Origin of the sequence: Buchnera aphidicola (Aphis gossypii) (assembly GCF_013394915.1) — a bacterium.
GTDB lineage: Bacteria > Pseudomonadota > Gammaproteobacteria > Enterobacterales > Enterobacteriaceae > Buchnera > Buchnera aphidicola_AZ.
Genome location: NZ_CP056771.1, coordinates 550,159 through 568,396 on the forward strand (window position 1 = coordinate 550,159; position 18,238 = coordinate 568,396).

An 18,238-nucleotide genomic window follows, 5' to 3' on the forward strand; every position below is an offset into this window, starting at 1 on the left:
GAATCTATTTACTCAAAAATCAACAAATACCAAAAGAGGTTCAAAATATGACAGATAAGAGTAAAGATGATTCTAATAAATTACTTCATTGCTCTTTTTGTGGGAAAAATCAAAAAGAAGTCGAAAAACTTATTGCTGGACCATCAGTATGTATATGTAATGAATGTATAAAATTATGTAGTAATATTGTTGAAGAAACAAAAATTTTAAAAGATGTTCAAAACAATAATTTAAAAAATTTGCCTACACCACATGAAATTAAAAAACATCTTGATGATTATGTAATAGGGCAGGATCATACAAAAAAAGTTTTATCTGTTGCTGTTTATAATCATTATCAACGTATCAGAAATATAAATCAAAACGAAGAAAAAACTGAACTCGGTAAAAGTAATATTTTATTAATTGGTCCCACTGGGAGTGGTAAAACGCTATTAGCTGAAACACTAGCAAAATTGCTGAATGTACCTTTTAGTATTGCTGATGCTACAACCTTAACTGAAGCAGGGTATGTAGGAGAAGATGTTGAAAATATAATACAAAAACTACTACAAAAATGTAAATATAATGTAAAAAAAGCAGAGTTAGGTATTATATATATAGATGAAATCGACAAAATTTCAAGAAAATCTGACAATCCTTCGATCACAAGAGATGTTTCAGGAGAAGGGGTTCAACAAGCTTTACTAAAGATTATAGAAGGAACTTTAGCATCTATTCCACCACAAGGTGGCCGTAAACACCCTCAACAAGAATTTTTACAAGTCAATACTTCAAATATTTTATTTATATGCGCAGGAGCATTTTCAGGATTGTCTAGTATTATTGAAAAAAGAATCGATATAAACAGCGACATTGGATTTAATGCAAAAATTAATAACAAAAATCAAAAAAATTCAGAAAAAGAGTTGTTAAAACAAGTAGAACCAAAAGACTTAATGAAATTTGGATTAATTCCTGAATTTATTGGGCGTTTACCTATTATCACAATAGTTAACGAATTAACAGAAAATGCGCTTATTGCAATATTATGCAAACCTAAAAATGCCCTAATTAAACAATATCAAACATTATTTAATTTAGAAAAAGTAAAATTAGAATTTGATCAAGAATCAATCAAAGCTATCGCAAAAAAAGCAATATTAAAAAAAACAGGCGCAAGAGGCTTAAGATCTATTATTGAAAAAGTTTTATTAAACATCATGTATGAATTACCATCAATGCAAAACGTAGAAAAAATAATTATAACCGAGTCAGTAATACATTCAAAATCATTACCTAAAATAATATATGAAAAAAATAAATCAAAAAAAGCATCTGGTGAATAAATAATAAAAATCTTAATAAAGTTTAATTCTAGCTTTATTTACTTTTAAAAATCTATATATTAAATATAAACCGATTATTAATTAAATCGATTATAAATATAACTGTATATTTTTATATCTTTCAGTTTTCAAATTTAAAAACATCAGCGGAAATTCAACTAAGAGAGAGCTCTATGAATTCTGAGCGTTCTGAACGCATTAAAATTCCCGTTTTACCATTAAGAGATGTAATTGTATATCCTCATATGGTTATTCCATTATTTGTAGGTCGAAAAAAATCAATTAAATGTATCGAAACATCTATGAATAATGATAAAAAAATTATGTTAATTGCACAAAAAGAAGCATCAAAAGATGATCCAAAAATACATGATTTATTCCATGTAGGAACTATTAGTTCAATTTTACAAATGTTAAAACTTCCAGATGGTACGGTAAAAGTATTAGTTGAAGGCTTGCAACGTGCTTATATCAAAAATTTAATTGACACAGGAGAACATTATATTGCCGAAGTAGAATTAATTAATATTTCTAATACATTAAACAAAGAACAAAAAGTATTAATTAAAACAACAATTGATCAATTTGAATCTTACATTAAACTTAATAAAAAAATTCCATCAGAAATATTAAACACTCTTAATAATATAACAAATTCAGAAAAATTAGCAGATACAATTGCAGCACATATGCCATTAAAAATAAACGATAAACAGTCAGTTCTTGAAATAAAAAATATAAATAAAAGATTAGAATTTTTAATGACTATAATGGAATCAGAAATTGATTTATTACAAGTAGAAAAAAGAATTAGAAATCGCGTTAAAAGACAAATGGAAAAAAGCCAAAGAGAATACTATTTAAATGAGCAAATAAAAGCCATCCAAAAAGAACTTGGTGACATGGATGAAATTCCAGATGAAAATAAAATTTTAAAACAAAAAATTAAATCTTTAAAAATGCCTAAAGAGGCTAAAGAAAAAACAGAATCAGAATTACAAAAACTCAAAATGATGTCACCAATGTCTGCAGAGGCAACTGTAGTCAGAAGTTATATTGATTGGATGATACAAATACCATGGAACACAAAAACAAAAATAAAAAAAGACATTAAACAAGCTAAAAAAATTCTTGATATTGATCATTTTGGACTTGAAAAAGTAAAAGAAAGAATATTAGAATATTTAGCTGTACAAAGTAGAACAAACAAAGTTAAAGGACCTATTTTGTGTTTAATTGGTCCTCCTGGTGTGGGAAAAACATCATTAGGTCAATCTATTGCAAGGTCTACAGGTAGAAAATATGTCAGAATGGCGTTAGGTGGAATAAGAGATGAAGCGGAAATAAGAGGTCACCGTCGCACATATATAGGATCTATGCCTGGAAAATTAATGCAAAAAATGATTAAAGCAAAAGTAAAAAACCCATTATTTTTACTTGATGAAATCGATAAAATGTCTTGTGATGTTAGAGTAGATCCAGCTTCTGCATTGTTAGAAGTACTTGATCCAGAACAAAATATTAATTTTAACGATCACTATTTAGAAGTAGATTATGATCTTTCTGATGTAATGTTTGTAGCAACTTCGAATTCCATGAATATACCTACCCCGCTACTTGATAGAATGGAAATTATTCGACTATCTGGTTATACAGAAAATGAAAAATTAAATATAGCAAAATCTTATTTATATCCTAAACAAATTGAAAGAAATGCTTTAAAAAAAGATGAACTAACTATTACTGATTGCGCTATAATGTGTATTATTCAATACTATACAAGAGAAGCTGGAGTTCGTAGTTTAGAGCGTGAAATATCCAAAATATGCAGAAAAGTAGTAAAACAATTGATTTTAAATAAATCTGTAAAACACATTGAAATAAATAAAAAAAATATAAATAAATTTTTAGGAATAAAACGATTTGACTATGGAAAAACAAACCATATAAATCAAATTGGACAAGTAGTTGGATTAGCATGGACAGAAGTTGGCGGAGAATTGTTAACAATTGAAACAGCATGTGTTTCTGGAAAAGGAAAACTTACCTACACTGGTTCTTTAGGTGAAGTTATGCAAGAATCAATTCAAGCTGCGTTAACAGTAGTACGATCACAAGCTCAAAAATTAGGAATTAAAAAAGATTTTTATGAAAAACATGATATTCATGTACATGTACCGGAAGGGGCAACTCCTAAAGATGGTCCAAGTGCAGGCATTGCAATGTGCACTGCCATAGTGTCTTCTTTAACAAAAAACCCTGTTAAATCTAATATTGCAATGACCGGAGAAATTACTTTACAAGGAAAGGTATTAACTATCGGAGGATTAAAAGAAAAACTATTAGCAGCGCATCGCGGAGGCATAAAGGCTGTTTTAATACCATATGAAAATCAACGTCATTTAGAAGAAATACCAGAAAATATTATTGATGGATTAAAAATACATCCAGTAAAACATATTAAAGAAGTTTTAACATTAGCTTTAGAAAAAACACCTTATATATAACTATAAAACATGTTTATATTATATAAAAAATAAATTTGGCTGGCAAAAATTGTCAGCCTTTATAATAAATGAAATATCACAAAAAATTTTAATATAATATTTAGGATCATTGTATAATGATAAATTTTTTTAAAATACGATCAAAGCGCATTATAATTCAATGTATTTTAGGAATAACTGCTTTGTCAATAATATTTGGGACTTTAAATAATTATATTCATAAAGACACAACAAAATATATTGCGGAAGTTAATCAAGAAAAAATTAGTTTCGAAACAATTAAAAATATATTTAATATTGAACTCAATAAACACAAAAAAATACTAAAAAATCTCAATCTAGTTGATAAAAAAATACTTAGAAAAAAAATATATAATTACGTACTATCTCAATTAATAAATAATATTTTATTAGAACAATATGTAAAAAAAATTGAGTTTAATTTAACTAACGATGAAATTAAAAAAGTAATATTCAATTCTGATATATTTCAAGAAAACAATAAATTTAATAATACTAAATATTTGAACTATTTAAGATCACTCAACTTAACAAATAATGAATATATAGAATTGATTAAAAAAAAGTTAAATACAATTAATTTAATTAATACTATCGCAGAGACAGATTTTATATTAGATAATGAAAAAAAACACATACTAAACTTATTGTCTCAAAAAAGAATCATTAAAAAAGCTATTTTTAAAATTCATTCTATACAAAATCAACATGTAAATAATATAGAAATTTTAAATTATTTTAAAAAGAATAAAAATAAATTTTATAATCCAGAAAAATTTAAAATTAGCTATATTCATATAGAGCCAAATAAATTAAATATAAAATGTAATAATAAAGAAATTCAAAACTGGTATAAAAAAAATTTAAAAAAGTATACAACACAAGAAAAAAGAAATTACAGTATTATTCAAGTAAAAACTGAAAAAGAAGCTTTATTGATATTATCACGATTAAAAACAGGAGAAAGTTTTGAAAAAATAGCTAAAGAAAGTTCAATAGAACCAATCTCTTCTAAAAAAGGAGGAAACATTGGGTGGATAACAATTAATTCAATCCCCGAAGAAATAAAAAAATCGAATTTAAATCAAAAAAATCAAATTTCTAATATCATTAAGTTTAATAATGAATTTTTAATTATTAAGTTAAATAAAATTCTAGGTAAAAAAACAAAAAAAATCTCTGAAGTATTCGATATAATTACATCTGAAATAAAACAAAAAAAAGCTTTATTTATTTATTATAATCTAAAAAATAAAATCTTATTTTTATCTCAAAAATATAAAGGTAGATTTGATTTGATCGAAAAAAAATCTAATATTAAATCAATAGAAACACCTTGGTTTGATAAATATTCAGTTCCAAAAATATTACAAAATTCTACATTAAAAAAAATAATTTTTAAACAAGGATTACTAGATAGAGAAAAAAAAATGAGATCACATTCAGGATTAATTGAGTTAAAAAATAATCAATTATTTTTATTAACAATAAAGAATTTTAAAGAAAAAAAATTAAAAAACTTTCAAGAGATCAAAAAAAATATTATAGAAATTTTAAAATACTCTAAAGCAGTCAAGGAAACAAAAGAACAAATAAAACAAATTTTATTTAATTTAAATCATGGAAATAAAGAAATTTTAAGAAAAAAAAATATAGTTTTTAACGACTCAGAAATATTTTCTAGATATGACAATCATCCAATTACACATAAAATTTTTTCAATACCATATAAAAACAACGAAAAAAAAATTTATATTATGTACCAAGATAAAAATAAAAATTTTGTAATCGCATTTATATCAAAAGTTTACAATGAAAAATTTTCAAGTAATGAAGAAGCGATCGTTGTAAAATATTTAGAAAAAAATAATATAGAAAAAATATTTAATTGTATTGTTAAAAACCTTCACAAAAAATCTAAAATTACATATAACCAAATAAAAAATATATAAATGTATATCAAAAGATAAAGTGTTTTTAAATTCGACATGCTAAATATATTTAAAAATATAATTAATCATAAAAATTAAATTTTTCTTTTAATTGTGTCATATAGTATTCAGGATTAGATTTCCATTTATCAAATCCTTCACGACGAATAACACAGGCTTGACATTGACCACATCCGTTACCGATTAAACCTTGGTAACAAGTCACTGTATGACGAAGAACAAATTCACTTAAATTCCAATAATCTGATAAAGACCATATTTCTGCTTTATTTAAATTCATCAAAGGAACTTTAAAATTAATTTGACAATCCATTCCAATTTGAACAACACGATTCATGGTTTTAATAAATTCATTTCTACAATCCGGATAACCGGAAAAATCAATAGTATTGACACCTAAAACAACAGAATCAATTTTATTATTAAAAGCATATATAGAAGATAAAGTTAAAAATAAAATATTTCGACCTGGAACAAAAGTGCTGGGTAATAAAGAATTTAATTGATGATTATTAAAAATAGAAATATTTTTATCAATTAAGCTACTTTTCGAAAGATTTTTCAAGAATTTAATATCTACAAATATATGTTTTTTCACCTTAAAATATTTTGATATAAAACGAGAAGAATTAATTTCAGATTTATGTATTTGATCGTAATCAAAAGTAATACAATAAATTTCTTTATATAAATGAGCGTAATGTATTAAACATGTTGTTGAATCTTGTCCACCACTGAAAACTATTAGTATTTTTTTCGTATTTTTATTCATATTTCATTTTTATATATTATTTAGAGACATTATAATGAATATTATATATTAAGAATAAAAAAAAATATTTTTAATTTATTAGTTTTAAAAATAAAATCAATTAAACATATATAACATTAAAATATATATTTTTAATATTTACATGCTAGGATTATATTGTGAGATTGTTTAAACAATTAAAATGGTATTTTATACAAGAATGGAAACGCTATTTAGGATCTATTATTTTATTGATAACAATAGCATTATTACAATTGATACCCCCTAAGATAATTGGAATTTTAACAGATTTAATTATCAAAGAAAAAATAAGTAGTATAAAAACAATACCTTGGATTTTAACAATTTTTTTTATTGCTATTACTATCTATATATTAAGATATTTATGGAGAATTCTTTTATTTGGAGCATCTTATAATCTTGCAACAGAACTAAGAGTCAAACTTTACTCGCATCTGAGTAATCAAAGTCAAATATTTTTTTTAAAAAATCGAACTGGAGATTTAATTGCTAGAGCTACAAACGATGTAGATCGTGTTGTATTTGCAGCAGGAGAAGGTGTCTTGACTCTCATAGACTCATCTATTATGGGTTTATCTGTATTAATTATTATGATTACTCAAATTAGCTTGTTGTTAACAACAGTTTCTCTTATACCCATGCCTATTATGGCAATTTTAATTAAAAAATATGGAAGAGAGTTACATGATAAATTTAGAAAATCACAACATTTATTTTCTTTATTAAATAATCAAACACAGGAGATATTAACTAGTATTCGAATGATCCGATCATTTGGGTTAGAAAAAAACCAATTAAAAAAATTTAATAAAATTGTTAATGAAACTGGAAAAAAAAATATGCAAGTAGCAGAAATAGATGCACGTTTTGATCCAGTTATTTACTTATCAGTAGCGTTTTCTAATGTACTAGCTATTACCGTAGGTGGATATTTAGTATGGCATCACACAATAACTATAGGTCAATTAACAAGTTTTATTATGTACTTAGGATTAATGATTTGGCCAATGCTAGCGCTAGCATGGATGTTTAATATTGTTGAAAGAGGTAGTGCAGCATGGGAAAGAATTTATTTAATTATTAATAAAAAACTATATATTGAAGATGGTAAACAAACCACATCTAATATTTCAAAGATAATACATGTTCATATCAATTCTTTCTTTTATCCGAAAAGTAATATCCCATCTTTAAAAAAAATTCATTTTACTCTTTTACCGGGGAAAACTTTAGGTATTTGCGGACCAACTGGCTCCGGAAAAAGCACTTTATTAAAACTAATTCAAAGACAATTTAAAATTACTGAAGGAGAAATAACTTATGATTCAGTGCCATTATTAAAATTAAAAATTGATTATTGGCGCAGCAAAATTTCTGTTGTTAATCAAGCTGCATTTTTATTTTCAGATAATATATATAATAATATTGCTTTAGGAAAACCTAATGCTTCTAAAAATGAAATTGAAACAGCAGCAAAATTGGCAGACATACATAAAGATATTATATGCTTACCTAAGGGATATCAAACAGAAGTTGGAGAGCGAGGCGTGATGTTATCTGGTGGTCAAAAACAGCGTATTTCTATAGCCCGAGCATTATTGTTAAATACAGAAATATTAATTTTAGATGATGCTTTGTCTGCAGTAGATGGAAATACTGAAAATAATATTTTAAATAACTTAAAAAAATGGAAAAAAACTGGACGTTCAATAATAATAGTGGCACATCGTTTATCTGGGCTAATTAACTCGGATGAAATTATTGTTATTAAAAAAGGTGTAATTATTCAAAAAGGAACTCATAAAAAATTAATAAAAGAAAAAAATTGGTATCAATCTGTATACAAGCAACAAAACAAAAAAATTGAGGATAATTAAGAATAGATGAGAAATTTATAATATGAATCATTTTATAGAATTTTGGCCAATTTTAAAACGTTTAATAGAATATACAATACCGTGGAAAAAAAAAATTATATTAGCGTTTTTTTTGCTTATAAGTGGTTCAACTGCAGAAGTTTTAGGACCAATTTTAATTAGTTATTTTATTAATAATATTTTATCTAAACATGAATTTCATTTCCAATTAACACTTGTGATTTTAATTTCATTTGTAATGCTGCAGATATTAGCGGTTTTTTTTAATTATTTTCAAAGCATTTATTTTAATAAAATCGCTGTAAGAGTAATTAATAAATTACGAAATGATGTTATGAACTCAGCTATAAAACAACCTATTTTTGAATTTGATGTTCAACCGGTTGGTCAAATAATCTCTAAAGTTACTAATGATACCGAGGTGATTAAGGAATTATATGATACTGTTATACCTACTTTATCTCGAAGCATAACATTGATTATAATTATATTGTTTGCAATGTTTAGCCTTGAGTGGCACATGGCGATAATTGCAACTTTTATTATACCGTTAGTAATAATTGTTATGTCAATTTATCAACATTATAGCACTCCATTACTTAGAAACGTTAGGTATTATTTAGCTGATATTAATAACAAATTTAATGAAATAATTAATGGAATGAATGTTATTCAACAATTTAGACAAGAACATAGATTTGCAAAAAATATTAAAAATAGTAGTCAATTACATTATTCAGCGCGTATGAAAATATTAAAATTAGATGGTTTTCTACTACGACCATTGCTAAGTTTAATATCATCTTTAGTGTTGTGTAGTTTTATTTTTTCGTTTAGCTGTTTAACGCATAAAATACCTGAAATAGGTATATTATATGCTTTTATTACATATTTAGGACGTCTTAATGAACCCTTAATTTCAATAACTATTCAGCAATCTATATTGCAACAAGCAATTGTAGCTGGAGAAAGAATATTTTCTCTTATAGATTCAAAAAAACAAGAATATGGAAAAAACAAAAAAAAAATAAAAACTGGAAAAATTAATATTAAAAATCTTACATTTAGTTATATAAAAAATCAAAAAAATATACTTAATAACATTAATATAGATATTCCATCCAAAAGTTTTGTTGCATTCGTGGGTCATACAGGTAGTGGGAAAAGTACTTTAGCTAATTTGCTAATGGGGCATTATCCTATTTACAATGGGCAAATATATCTTGATGAATATCCTATTAGTTCTATAAGTCACGATATTTTAAGAGAAACTATATTAATAGTTCAACAAGATCCAATAATTCTCGCAGATACTTTTTTTTCTAACATTACATTAGGAAAAAAAATATCAGAAGATGAAATATGGAAAATATTAAAAATTGTTAATCTTTTTTCTTTAGTAAAATCTATGCCTAAAGGCTTGTATTCTATTTTAGGAGAAGAAGGTAATACTTTATCTGCAGGGCAAAAACAGTTGCTATCTATTGCTAGAATACTTGCAAAAAATCCTAAAATACTTATATTGGACGAAGCAACTGCTAATATTGATTCTGAAACAGAAAAATTAATTCAAAAAACTTTAACTTCTATAAAACAAAAAACTACATTAATTGTTATAGCACACAGACTATCTACAATAGTTGATGCAGATTTCATTGTGGTTCTAGATAAAGGAAAAATTGTAGAATTAGGGACTCATAAAAAATTACTAGAAATAAAAGGTTATTATTCAAAAATGTATAATTTTCAACTATGTAAATACTAAAATATCTTATTTAGAAGATCCTGTTAGTTGTAACTAAACACCTGTATGTATTGATTTAGCTGCTTCTTTCCAGATCTGACTCATTTTTCAACTTAACAACGTTTAGGTCTAACAGAATCTTCTTTGATTATAGTATTAATATAAAAAATTGAATTTCACATTTTACACACTAAAAATATAATTTACAACTAATATTTAAAAAATTTTAATTTTAAAATAAAATTAATATTATTAATGATCTTTAAAAAATATGAACTATCAAATAATAGCAAGAAAATATCGCCCTCAATCCTTTAAAGATATTATTGGTCAAAAAAATATCATAACCGCAATATGTAATTCTATTTTTATGAAAAAGATACATCATGCATGGTTACTATCGGGAACTAGAGGCGTAGGAAAAACGACTATTGGTCGATTGTTAGCTAAAAGTTTAAATTGTCAAAAAGACATCAGCTCTATACCCTGTAGGGTATGTACTAATTGCAAAGAAATAGAAACAGGAACTTCGATAGATTTTATTGAAATAGACGCTGCTTCAAGAACAAAAATAGAGGAAATGAGAGAAATATTAGATAATATTTATTATTGTCCAAGCAAGAGTAGATTTAAAATATATTTAATTGATGAAGTACATATGCTTTCTAGACATAGCTTTAATGCGCTTTTAAAAACTTTAGAAGAACCACCTAAACATGTTAAATTTATTTTAGCAACAACAGATATAGAAAAAATACCTAAAACTATTGCCTCGCGTTGCTTATGCTTTAAATTAAATATACTATCTGAAGAAGATATTTTAAATTATTTAAAATTTGTTTTAAAAAATGAAAATGTTAATTTTGATATAGATGCTTTGAAAATTATATCTGAACATTCTAAAGGTAGTATGAGAGATGGATTAAATTTATTAGAACATGCTATTAGCTTTAGCAAAAGTAACATTAATTTGAATAAAATTAATATAATGTTAGGTATTCCAAGTAAAAAAAACATTTATTTATTAACTCAATATTTATTAGAAAAAGATTATAAAAAAATAATGTTTTTATTAAATAAAATGGATAAGATAAATATAGAATGGGAAAATATTCTAATAGAAATATTACGTTTATTATATCATATTGCCATGAAAAAAATATATTCATCAGAATGGAATGATAACATTTATAAAAATTATCTACACGATATTCAAGAGATAGTACGTAATGGGAAGAAAAAAGATATTCAAATATGTTATAAAACTTTATTAGATGGAAGAAAAAAGCTAATTTTTTCACCTAATCATAAAATAGGTGTAACAATGACTTTGCTTCAAGCAATCACGGAAATGAAAAATAAGTAACAATTTTATTTTTATTTAAATATTTATAAAAATTTCAAAAGCGAGAAAAATATGTTCAGTAAAGGTGGATTAGGTAATTTAATGAAACAAGCTCAACAAATGCAAGAAAAAATGGCACAAGTACAAGAAGAAATATCTAAAATAGAAGTAACAGGAGAAGCGGGAGCAGGATTAGTAAAAGTAACTATTAATGGGTCACATAACTGCAAACGTGTAGAAATAGATTCAAGCTTATTAAAAGATGACGATAAAGATATGATAGAAGATTTAGCAGCTGCTGCATTTAATGACGCAACTAGAAGAATTTCTGAAGTTCAAAAGAAAAAAATGTCTGATATATCTACGGGAATGCAACTTCCACCCGGATTTAATATGCCAATATAAAGTTCAAAAATTTTAAAAATATTTTATATTTCAAATTAATTAAGGATCACATTATGAATATAATAAAAAAGGAAACATATAGTTTTCAATCTGAAGTAAAAGAGCTATTACATTTGATGATTCATTCTTTATATTCAAATAAAGAAATTTTTTTAAGAGAATTAATATCTAATGCGTCAGATGCAATAGATAAACTACGATTTGAATCTATATCATCACCAGAATTATTTAATGAAACACCAAAAATTCAAATTTCTATTAATAAATCACAAAGAACGCTCATAATTAATGATAATGGAATTGGAATGACACGTAAGGACATAATTGAAAATCTAGGAACAATTGCAAAATCAGGAACAAAGACATTTTTAAAATCTTTGAAAAGCAAAAAAAATAATATAGAAAATGAATTAATAGGTCAATTTGGAGTGGGTTTTTACTCGTCTTTTATAGTTTCAGATAAAGTATTAGTAAGAACAAAATTTGCTGGAAATAAATCTAATGATGGAATATTATGGGAATCTTCAGGAGAAGGAGAATATAATATTGAAAATATTACAAAAAAAACACAAGGAACAGAAATTACATTATTCTTAAAACAAGAAGAAGATGAATTTTTAGAAACATGGAAAATTAAAAATATTGTTAATAAGTATTCTGATCACATTACTGTACCAGTAGAAATACAAATATATGATGAAAAAAATAAAACATATCTTTGGGAGCAAATCAATAAAGCGCAAGCACTATGGACAAAAAATAAATCCGCAATCAGTAAAAAAGAATATCAAGAATTTTATAAATATTTAACTCATGACCAAAACAATCCTATTACTTGGAGCCATAATCACGTAGAAGGTAATCATGAATATATTAGTTTATTATATATTCCAGAAAAAGCGGCTTGGGATATTTGGAACCGAGAAAACAAGCATGGTTTAAAACTATATGTAAAACGTGTTTATATTATGGACAATTCTCAAGAATTCTTACCAAATTATCTAAGATTTATTAGAGGAATAATAGATTCAAATAGTTTACCTTTAAATATTTCTAGGGAAATATTACAAAATAATTCTATTACTCAAAATTTAAAAAAAGCATTAACAAAAAGATCATTAAAAATGCTAGATAAATTATCTAAAAATGATCATGAAAAATATCAATCTTTTTGGAAAGAATTTGGTCTAGTTTTAAAAGAAGGTCCTGCAGAAGATAATGAAAACTTGAACTTAATAGCTAATCTTTTACGATTTACATCAACTAAAAATAATAGTTCAGAACAAAAAATATCATTAAAACAATATATATCTAATATGATTGAAAAACAAGAAAAAATATATTATATCACCGCTGATAGTTATATATCCGCTAAAAATAGTCCTCATCTTGAATTATTCAACAAAAAAAATATTGATGTTTTACTATTATCAGATAGAATTGACGAGTGGATGATGAATTATCTTGTTGAATTTGAAGGTAGAAAATTTCAATCTATTAGCAAAGAAGACACTTCATTAAACAAATTTATAAAAGATAAACCAATAGAAAAAGAAGAAACATCAAAAGAAACAGTTAACTTTTTAAATAAAGTGAAAAAAGTACTAGGTGATAAAGTAAAATCTGTTAGATTAACAAATAGATTAACAGATACTCCATGTATTGTGTTAAGCGATTCAAATGAAATGAGCACACAAATGGCTAAACTTTTTACTGCTGCAGGACAATCTGTTCCAGAGTTAAAATATATATTTGAGATTAATCTAAAGCATGAATTGATTAAGAAAATATGCAAAATTAGTGATAGTAAAATATTTGAAGAATGGATAAAACTATTATTAGATCAATCTTTATTAGCTGAAAAGGGTAATTTAGATAACCCTCATGAATTTATTTCTAGAATGAACAAATTATTTATAAAATTATAAAAATACGATTACTACTTTTTTTATAGTAGTAATCTAAATATTAAAACTATTTTAAAAGCGACTATGCATATTATTTTATTAGGTGCTCCAGGTACTGGAAAAGGCACTCAATCTAAACTAATTTCAAAAAAATATAAAATTCCACAAATATCTACAGGAGATATATTACGCGAACATATTGAATCAAAAAATAAAATTGGTAAAAAAATATATAATATTTTAAAAAAAGGTGAATTAGTTTCAGATAATATTGTTTGCGATCTTGTCTATGAAAAAATAAAAGAAGCAAATTATGTTAAAGGTTTTTTGTTAGATGGGTTTCCTAGGACAATACAACAAGCAAAATACATATCAAACTTAAATATCAAGATACATTTTGTATTTGAATTTATTGTTCCAGATGAATTAATATTAAAAAGAATATCAGGTAGAAGAACACATATACAATCAGGAAGAACTTATCATATCTATTTTAATCCTCCAAAAGAAGAAGGAAAAGATGATATTACAAAAGAAAAACTTGTTATTAGAGAAGATGATAAAATTGAAAGTATTAAAAATAGGCTTGAAAATTATAAAAAAAATAATAAAAAATTAACTGAATATTATTTAGAAGAAAAAAAATTAAAAAAATTAAAATTTTTTCAACTTGATGGAACAAAAAAACCTAATATTATTTACAAAGAAATAGAAAAAATAATAGAAAGTAAAAACTAATTAATTTTTGCGTTCTACAGGATTCGAACCTGTGACCTACGGCTTAGAAGGCCGTTGCTCTATCCATCTGAGCTAAGAACGCATTAAAATATAATATAAAATTTAACATTAAAATAATATATATGCAACTAAATTAACATTATGTTTTAAAAAATATGTTTATTCTAAAAAAATTTTTTAATTATATAAATCAATTAATCGAGTTATTAAAAAAATGTCAGCAACAATTATAGATGGTAATAAAATAGCAAAAATTTTAGAAATAAAAATTTTAAAAAAAATAAAAAAAAGACAAAAATATGGGAAAAGGATCCCAGGTTTAGCAATGATTTTAATAGGAAATAATTCAGCTTCTCAAATTTATGTAAATAAAAAAATATTAGCCTGTAAAAACGTTGGATTAATTTCTAAATATTGGAATTTTCCGAATACTGTTAACGAAGATAAAATATTAAATCTTATTGATCAATTAAATAATGATATAAATATAGATGGTATTTTAATTCAATTACCTATTCCTAAGAAGATAAATCATTTTAAAATTTTCACAAGTATCAGACCAGATAAAGACGTAGATGGATTTCATCCATATAATACAGGATTATTATGTCAGAGAAATCCAACTTTAAGAGCTTGCACACCTAAAGGAATAATTACAATGTTAAATCATATGAATATTAAAACACATGGACTTAATGCAGTTGTAGTAGGAGCATCTAATATAGTAGGAAGACCTATGAGTATGGAGTTATTATTAGCAGGATGTACAACAACTATTACTCATAGATTTACTCAGAATTTAAAAAATCATGTAAGTAAAGCTGATTTATTAGTTGTTGCTGTTGGAAAACCAAAATTTTTACAAGGGGATTGGATAAAGAAAAATTCTATCGTGGTTGATGTAGGAATCAATCGATTACCAAATGGTGTTGTAGTTGGTGATGTTGATTTTAAATCAGCACGTTTAAAGGCATCTTATATAACCCCAGTTCCAGGCGGGGTAGGTCCAATGACTGTTGCAACATTACTTCAAAATACGTTAGAAGCTTGTGAAAAGTATCATGACATTTAAATAACAATAAAAAACAGAACTGATTATTGCTTGTACCTCCAGAATGTTTTATCATGAGCATCCTCTAAAATTACATTTAATTTATGTATTTCCTTTCGTAATTGATCAGCTTTTTTCCAAAATTTTAATTTTCTAAAAATATTTCTTTGTTTAATTAAGATTTCAATTTTTCTTATTTTTTCTTCGCTTAGAAAAGATTTCTTTTGTAAAAAATTCACAGGTTTTTCTGATAAAAAATTTAAAGTCATAGCTAATTTTTTCAACCTAAAAGCAAGTAAATTAGCTTTATATAAGTCATGATTTTTAAAATAGTTAATTTCTTTAGCTAATTTTATTAAAATAAAAAATGCTTTTGGAGTATTAAAATCATCATTAATTGCATCATAAAATAATAATTCTAAATTTATACTTTCCGTAGAATTAGGAATAGGATTTGTATTATACAATGCATTATACAAATATCGTAATGACAATTCAGCTGTTTTTAAATTTTTTTCAGAATAATAGATGGGATGACGATAATGTGTAGATAAGAAAAAATAACGTAACACTTCAGGTTGGTATTCAAGTAACATATCTTTTAAGAAATAAGCATTACCTAAAGATTTAGACATTTTTTGATTGTGTATCACGACCATACCAGAATGCATCCAAAAATTAATTTTAAATTTATCATTAAAACATCTTGTTTGAGACATTTCATTTTCATGATGGGGAAATAAAAGATCTGATCCCCCCCCATGAATATCGATATGACTTTTAAAAATAACATTTGTTATAGCTGTGCATTCAATATGCCATCCAGGCCTACCTTTCCCCCAAGGGGATTCCCAGAAAAATTTATCTTTTTCTTTAGACTTTTTCCACAGTACAAAATCTAATGGATTTTTTTTAATTCTACTTGAAGTTGAATATTTGTTCGAAATTAAATCTTTTAAAGACTGACGAGATAAAGATCCATATGATTTGTCATTATCTATCGAAAAAACAACATCACCTTCACTATTTATATATGCATTATGATTTTTAATTAATTTTTTAATAATTTGAATCACATCATGAATATGATCTGTAACTCGTGGTTCTGCATCAGGAAAGTCAATTCCTAAACGCAAAAAATCTTGTTTCATTAAATAAATCATTTCATTTGAAAAATCTTTAATATCAACATTTTTTTTTAAAGATTTCAAAATAATTTTATCATCAATATCTGTAATGTTTCTAACATATTTTACTTTAAAACCTAAAAATTTTAAATAACGTACTATCATATCGAAAACAATAAAAGTACGTGCATGACCAATGTGACAAAAATCATAAACAGTAATTCCGCATACATATAAATTAATTTTTTTATTTTCAATAGGTGTAAATATTTCTTTTTTTCTAGTTAATGTATTAAAAATTTTTAACATAATCTTCCTATAAAAAATTTAAAAAAATAATATAAAATATATTATTTTCTATATTGTCAATATGATAAACTAATTATATTATTTATAATTTTAATTATAATTAAAATTTTCATATGTTTTAATTAAATTTTAAAATAACCAAAATCATTACAAAATATATTTAATTTTTAAAATAATTATATATTCTTTATAAAATATTTTATGGAATTTACTCTAAAATTAGAAGCGTTTTATAAAAAATAAAACCAGGATTAATTAATGAAGACAAAATTACGAGAAATGTTAAAATTCCCTTGTTTTTTTACTTATAAGATCATTGGTTTAGCACAGCCTGAACTTATTGATCAAATAATAAAAGTCATTCAAATTCAGATTCCTGGAGATTATACGCCTCAAGTTAAATCAAGTAACAGGGGAAATTATATTTCTATTTCAATTACTATATGTGCTAAAAATTTTAAACAAATTGAAAGATTGTATCATGATATTAGCAGGATAAACATGGTTAGAATGGTTTTGTAAAAAAATATAAAATCATAAAATATATTTTTATATAGTACAGCTCGATAAAGAGCCGTACTAAAAAATATATGTAATTGCTATCTATATTTTATTTAATATTTAAAAAAATTATAGATCCCTATTACAAACTAATAACATTAGCAGCAGATGGTCCTTTTGCTCCTTCAGTAATTTCAAACTCAACACTTTGACCTTCTGCTAAAGTTTTAAATCCATTACTTTGTATAGCTGAAAAATGAACAAATACATCTTTACTTCCATCTTCCGGAGTAATAAAACCAAAACCTTTAGACTCATTAAACCACTTAACATTACCTTTAATCTTGGACATCTATATTACCTTCACATAAAAATATACTAAATTAAAAAACGAACTAAAATAATTATAAATGATTTTTATCATAAAAAGATAAAAAATCAAAAATAATAGAAAATTTTTAATAGATTAACATGTAAATCTATTGTTAGCTAGAAAGTAATGTATTAAAAAAGAATTTTTATATTTATTTTAAAAAATTTATTTTTATAAAATATTAAATATTTTATAATTACTAATTTTAAAAAAATCTTTTTTTACATATAAAAAAACCCGAAAAAGTTTTTTCGGGTTTT

14 protein-coding genes, 1 tRNA gene and 1 other RNA gene are annotated in these 18,238 nt (G+C 24.5%); 11 read left to right on the forward strand and 5 right to left on the reverse strand.

Going from position 1 to position 18,238, the window contains the following annotated elements; all coding sequences use genetic code 11:
• Positions 1–47 precede the first annotated feature (47 nt).
• The 3 genes from clpX (at position 48) to HU701_RS02605 (ending at position 5,808) form a co-directional block, all read left to right on the forward strand.
• Positions 48–1,328, forward strand: a complete 1,281-nt coding sequence (gene clpX, locus HU701_RS02595) for an ATP-dependent Clp protease ATP-binding subunit ClpX (protein ID WP_178919374.1) — start codon at positions 48–50, stop codon at positions 1,326–1,328.
• Positions 1,329–1,501: 173 nt separating this feature from the next.
• On the forward strand, positions 1,502–3,835 hold the full coding sequence (lon, locus tag HU701_RS02600; RefSeq protein WP_178919376.1) for an endopeptidase La: 2,334 nt from the start codon (positions 1,502–1,504) through the stop codon (positions 3,833–3,835).
• Between the two features lie 116 nt (positions 3,836–3,951).
• Complete coding sequence (locus HU701_RS02605) at positions 3,952–5,808, forward strand: SurA N-terminal domain-containing protein (protein WP_178919379.1); 1,857 nt, start codon at positions 3,952–3,954, stop codon at positions 5,806–5,808.
• Positions 5,809–5,869: 61 nt separating this feature from the next.
• On the opposite strand, the gene queC is transcribed toward HU701_RS02605, so the two are convergent.
• The gene (gene queC, locus HU701_RS02610; RefSeq protein ID WP_178919388.1) at positions 5,870–6,580 is read right to left on the reverse strand and encodes a 7-cyano-7-deazaguanine synthase QueC; all 711 of its coding nucleotides are present in this window, start codon (positions 6,578–6,580) and stop codon (positions 5,870–5,872) included.
• Positions 6,581–6,738: 158 nt separating this feature from the next.
• On the opposite strand from queC, the gene HU701_RS02615 reads away from it, so the two are divergent.
• Positions 6,739–8,478, forward strand: coding sequence for a SmdA family multidrug ABC transporter permease/ATP-binding protein (locus HU701_RS02615; protein WP_178919391.1), 1,740 nt, complete (start codon positions 6,739–6,741; stop codon positions 8,476–8,478).
• Positions 8,479–8,500: 22 nt separating this feature from the next.
• Complete coding sequence (locus HU701_RS02620) at positions 8,501–10,243, forward strand: SmdB family multidrug efflux ABC transporter permease/ATP-binding protein (protein WP_178919393.1); 1,743 nt, start codon at positions 8,501–8,503, stop codon at positions 10,241–10,243.
• Positions 10,244–10,268: 25 nt separating this feature from the next.
• On the opposite strand, the gene ffs is transcribed toward HU701_RS02620, so the two are convergent.
• Positions 10,269–10,353: signal recognition particle sRNA small type (gene ffs / locus HU701_RS02625), an RNA gene on the reverse strand.
• Positions 10,354–10,493: 140 nt separating this feature from the next.
• Between ffs and dnaX the strand changes: the two genes are divergently transcribed.
• The 4 genes from dnaX to adk all read left to right on the forward strand — a co-directional run bounded on the left by dnaX (position 10,494) and on the right by adk (position 14,617).
• A complete protein-coding gene (gene dnaX / locus HU701_RS02630) occupies positions 10,494–11,588 on the forward strand; it encodes a DNA polymerase III subunit gamma/tau (RefSeq protein ID WP_178919395.1) in 1,095 nt (364 codons plus the stop codon).
• 51 nt (positions 11,589–11,639) lie between these two features.
• The gene (locus tag HU701_RS02635; RefSeq protein WP_158346681.1) at positions 11,640–11,972 is read left to right on the forward strand and encodes a YbaB/EbfC family nucleoid-associated protein; all 333 of its coding nucleotides are present in this window, start codon (positions 11,640–11,642) and stop codon (positions 11,970–11,972) included.
• Between the two features lie 53 nt (positions 11,973–12,025).
• Complete coding sequence (gene htpG, locus HU701_RS02640; protein ID WP_178919397.1) at positions 12,026–13,900, forward strand: molecular chaperone HtpG; 1,875 nt, start codon at positions 12,026–12,028, stop codon at positions 13,898–13,900.
• A gap of 63 nt (positions 13,901–13,963) precedes the next feature.
• Positions 13,964–14,617: an adenylate kinase gene (gene adk / locus HU701_RS02645; RefSeq protein WP_178919399.1), complete on the forward strand. Its 654-nt coding sequence runs from the start codon at positions 13,964–13,966 to the stop codon at positions 14,615–14,617.
• An 8-nt stretch (positions 14,618–14,625) separates the two neighbouring features.
• Here adk and HU701_RS02650 read toward each other — a convergent pair.
• Positions 14,626–14,699: transfer RNA gene (locus tag HU701_RS02650), tRNA-Arg, on the reverse strand.
• Positions 14,700–14,831: 132 nt separating this feature from the next.
• Here HU701_RS02650 and folD point away from each other — a divergent pair.
• Entirely contained in the window at positions 14,832–15,689 is an 858-nt protein-coding gene (gene folD, locus HU701_RS02655; protein WP_178919401.1) for a bifunctional methylenetetrahydrofolate dehydrogenase/methenyltetrahydrofolate cyclohydrolase FolD, read from the forward strand.
• A 23-nt stretch (positions 15,690–15,712) separates the two neighbouring features.
• On the opposite strand, the gene cysS is transcribed toward folD, so the two are convergent.
• Positions 15,713–17,104 (reverse strand): cysteine--tRNA ligase, encoded by a 1,392-nt coding sequence (gene cysS / locus HU701_RS02660; protein ID WP_178919403.1) that lies wholly within the window; start codon positions 17,102–17,104, stop codon positions 15,713–15,715.
• Positions 17,105–17,362: 258 nt separating this feature from the next.
• On the opposite strand from cysS, the gene ybeD reads away from it, so the two are divergent.
• Positions 17,363–17,626 (forward strand): DUF493 family protein YbeD, encoded by a 264-nt coding sequence (gene ybeD / locus HU701_RS02665; protein ID WP_158346691.1) that lies wholly within the window; start codon positions 17,363–17,365, stop codon positions 17,624–17,626.
• A gap of 121 nt (positions 17,627–17,747) precedes the next feature.
• Here the strand turns inward: ybeD and cspE are convergent, their stop codons facing one another.
• On the reverse strand, positions 17,748–17,957 hold the full coding sequence (gene cspE, locus HU701_RS02670; RefSeq protein WP_009874442.1) for a transcription antiterminator/RNA stability regulator CspE: 210 nt from the start codon (positions 17,955–17,957) through the stop codon (positions 17,748–17,750).
• Positions 17,958–18,238 lie beyond the last annotated feature (281 nt).